The sequence below is a fragment of the Streptomyces sp. NPDC033165 genome (genome assembly GCF_055577965.1).
The window spans coordinates 1-3,330 of the sequence record NZ_JBVIPK010000027.1; the positions used below are offsets into that span (position 1 = coordinate 1).

The following is a 3,330-nucleotide window of genomic DNA, read 5'->3' on the forward strand; positions in this document are numbered from 1 at the left end:
AACCACAACCCCCCCATGAAGAACAACGGACTCTCCACCGCAACAACCCAACGTGCGCTCCCCCCCCCCCCCCCCCCCCCTCTCCCTTCTCCCCCCCCCCCCCCCCCCCCCCCCGCCCCCACCTCGTGGCAAACGGGCCACCTCGATGTCACCGGTCTCACGTAGTCTCGGAAGAGACGGCAGAAGACGCCGGCCGGAATGAACGACCGCGTCACCGCGGACACCACCGGGGGAGGGACCCACCGTGCTCATCGACACCTACGATCGGGTCGCCACCGACCTGCGCGTGTCACTGACCGACAAGTGCAATCTGCGCTGCACCTACTGCATGCCCGAAGAGGGTCTCCAGTGGCTCGGCAAGAGCGAGCTGCTCTCCGACGACGAGATCGTGCGCCTGATCCGTATCGCCGTGACCTCGCTCGGCATCACCGAAGTCCGATTCACCGGCGGCGAGCCCCTGCTCCGCCCCGGCCTCGTCTCCATCGTCGAGCAGTGCGCCGCGCTCACCCCCCGCCCCCGCATGTCGCTCACGACCAACGGCATCGGCCTCAAGCGGACCGCCACCGCCCTCAAGGCCGCGGGCCTCGACCGGGTCAACGTCTCGCTGGACACCCTGCGCCCCGACGTCTTCAAGACCCTCACCCGCCGGGACCGCCACAAGGACGTGCTGGAGGGCCTGGAAGCCGCCCGCGAGGCCGGACTGACCCCGGTGAAGGTCAACTCCGTCCTGATGCCGGGACTCAACGACGACGAGGCCCCCGAGCTGCTCGCCTGGGCGATCGCCCACGACTACGAGCTCCGCTTCATCGAGCAGATGCCCCTGGACGCCCAGCACGGCTGGAAGCGCGACGGCATGATCACCGCCGGGGACATCCTCGCCTCGCTGCGCACCCGCTTCACCCTGACCGCCGAGGACGACGAGGCCCGCGGATCCGCCCCCGCCGAGCGCTGGACCGTCGACGGCGGACCCCACCGCGTCGGCGTGATCGCCTCGGTCACCCGCCCCTTCTGCCGCGCCTGCGACCGCACCCGGCTCACCGCCGACGGCCAGGTCCGCACCTGCCTCTTCGCCCGCGAGGAGACCGACCTGCGCGGGGCCCTGCGCTCGGACGCCCCGGACGAGGAGATCGCCCGGCTCTGGAAGCTGGCCATGTGGGGGAAGAAGGCGGGCTCCGGACTGGACGACCCGTCCTTCCTCCAGCCCGACCGCCCGATGTCGGCGATCGGCGGCTGAGGCTCAGCCGCCCTGGGCGCCGTCCCCGGACTCCCAGTCCTCCAGCGCCACGACGTCCTTGAGGAACCCGCGTACGCCCAGGAACTGCGACAGGTGCTCCCGGTGCTCGTCGCAGGCCAGCCAGGTCTTGCGCCGCTCGGGCGTGTGCAGCTTGGGGTTGTTCCAGGCGAGCACCCACACGGCGGCGGCCCGGCAGGCCTTGGCGGAACAGATCGGGGCACCGGTGGGACTCTCGGCGGACGTCTCGGGAAAGATCACGCCGTCCAGCCTAAGTCAGGAAGTCACGTGCTCCACGAGCTTTCTGACGCATCCCCGGCCGGAGAAAGGGCGACGCCGAGCAGCCACGGGGGGAGCTGCCCGGCGTCGGTCCGTCGCTCCGACGGGGGATGCGGAGCGCACTCGCAGTATGTCACGGGGACCGGGGTGCGGTGCACCGGAACGTCATGATTGATCTGAGCTTTTCCTGAGCTTCCCGGGACATACGGGCTCAGCTGTGCTCCTCGGGCGGCGGGACCCGCCCGTTCATGCCATCCGGACCTGCGGACTCCGCCCGGCCGGCCGCCGGAGCCGCCTCCACGGCGGGCCGCATCGGCATCGGGACGAACGTCGTCGGCAGCGAAGGCGCGTTCTCCCGGCCCGCGTTGGCGATGACCACCGCCACGTACGGCAGCAGCACGCCCAGCACCAGCGCCACGATCGCCACATGCCGCTCGACGTTCCACAGAACCGCAGCCAGCACCACCGACACCGTGCGCACCGACATCGAGATCACATAGCGCCGCTGCCTGCCGCGGACGTCGTCCGCCAGCCCCTGACGTGCGCCGGTGATCCGGAAGACCTCGGCATCGTCGTTCTTCCGCAGCATCGCTCCACCACCAGATCTCGTCGCCGGACGCCCCCGGACCGGCCCGCATCCACGGTACGCCGGGCCCCGGCGGGGGGAGCGACCGGGGCGGGACCCCGCTGCCGCGGACGGGGCCCCGGATGGGGGGCACCCCCCCGTACGGCCCTGCCCCGCATGCGCCCGGCCGGAGGTGCCCCAAGACTGGGCGGACGCGCACACCGCGCCGCACGAGGAGGCGAAATGAGCTGGTTGTGGGCAATCATCGTGGGATTGGTGCTCGGCGTCATCGCCAGAGCCATCCTGCCGGGCAAGCAGGACATCCCGCTCTGGCTGACGGCCGTGTTCGGCATCATCGGCAGCATCCTCGGCAACGCCGTGGCCGGCTGGATCGGTGTCGAGGACACCAGGGGCATCGACTGGATCCGCCACCTGCTTCAGCTGGCGGGCGCCGTGGCGGTCGTGGCCGTCGGAGACATGCTCTGGCAGAAGGTCCGGGGCGGTCGCAGCCAGAGAACCTGACCCGCAGAGGTCATCGCAAACGCCGCGGCCGGACACGCGAGAAGGCGTGTCCGGCCGCGGCGCTGTCATGCGCGCGCTCTGCCGCCGTCTCAGGGCCGGGTACCGGGCTCGCCGTGTGCCGCTGCCGGGCCCAGACTGGAGGGAGGAAGTTCTTGCTGTCTCCTCAACAGGTGAGCAAGGAGGAGCCATGACAGCGACGACACGAAAGGACGCTCCTGTCGTCATCGAAGGTGACGGAGTGGAGTTGCGCGTTCAGGATGTCGGTGGAGACCTGTCCGTCGCCTTTGTGAGGCTTCCCGAGGGCACCGACATGGGTCCCGCTCTCAAGGGACTGGCCGACGACCTCTGCCCGTGCCCGCACTGGGGCTATCTCTTCAAGGGCCGGCTGAAGATGCGGACGCCCCACGGCGACGATCTCTACGAGGCGGGTGAGGCGTTCTACTGGCCGCCCGGACACGCCCCGGTGGCGCTCGAAGACTGCGAGTACATCGACTTCTCGCCGACCAAGGACTTCAACGAGGTCCTCGACCACATCAAGGCGCAGGGAGGATGACGGACGTCCCGTGAGGGCCGGCCGGCGACCCACGAGCCGGAGACCGCCCCGCACGACGGCGCAGCCGGGCTCCGATGCCACAGCGGGGGGGGGGGGGGGGGGGGGGGGGGGGGGGGGGGGGGGGGGGGGGGGGGGGGGGGGGGGGGGGGGGGGGGGGGGGGGGGGGGGGGGGGGGGTACG

General features: G+C 71.4%; 5 protein-coding genes. 3 read left to right on the plus strand and 2 right to left on the minus strand.

Features of this window, described 5'->3' with window-relative positions; all coding sequences use genetic code 11:
• Positions 1-244: 244 nt before the first annotated feature.
• Positions 245-1,234: a GTP 3',8-cyclase MoaA gene (gene moaA, locus ACZ5WC_RS32550; RefSeq protein ID WP_096628203.1), complete on the plus strand. Its 990-nt coding sequence runs from the start codon at positions 245-247 to the stop codon at positions 1,232-1,234.
• Positions 1,235-1,237: 3 nt separating this feature from the next.
• On the opposite strand, the gene ACZ5WC_RS32555 is transcribed toward moaA, so the two are convergent.
• Positions 1,238-1,492 (minus strand): hypothetical protein, encoded by a 255-nt coding sequence (locus ACZ5WC_RS32555; protein ID WP_468544201.1) that lies wholly within the window; start codon positions 1,490-1,492, stop codon positions 1,238-1,240.
• A 229-nt stretch (positions 1,493-1,721) separates the two neighbouring features.
• Complete coding sequence (locus ACZ5WC_RS32560; RefSeq protein ID WP_468544202.1) at positions 1,722-2,099, minus strand: DUF3099 domain-containing protein; 378 nt, start codon at positions 2,097-2,099, stop codon at positions 1,722-1,724.
• Between the two features lie 219 nt (positions 2,100-2,318).
• Between ACZ5WC_RS32560 and ACZ5WC_RS32565 the strand changes: the two genes are divergently transcribed.
• Positions 2,319-2,597 carry a GlsB/YeaQ/YmgE family stress response membrane protein gene (locus ACZ5WC_RS32565; protein WP_468544203.1) on the plus strand — a complete coding sequence of 93 codons (279 nt, stop codon included), beginning with the start codon at positions 2,319-2,321 and terminating at the stop codon, positions 2,595-2,597.
• Between the two features lie 187 nt (positions 2,598-2,784).
• The gene (locus tag ACZ5WC_RS32570) at positions 2,785-3,150 is read left to right on the plus strand and encodes a cupin domain-containing protein (RefSeq protein ID WP_468544204.1); all 366 of its coding nucleotides are present in this window, start codon (positions 2,785-2,787) and stop codon (positions 3,148-3,150) included.
• Positions 3,151-3,330: the final 180 nt, after the last annotated feature.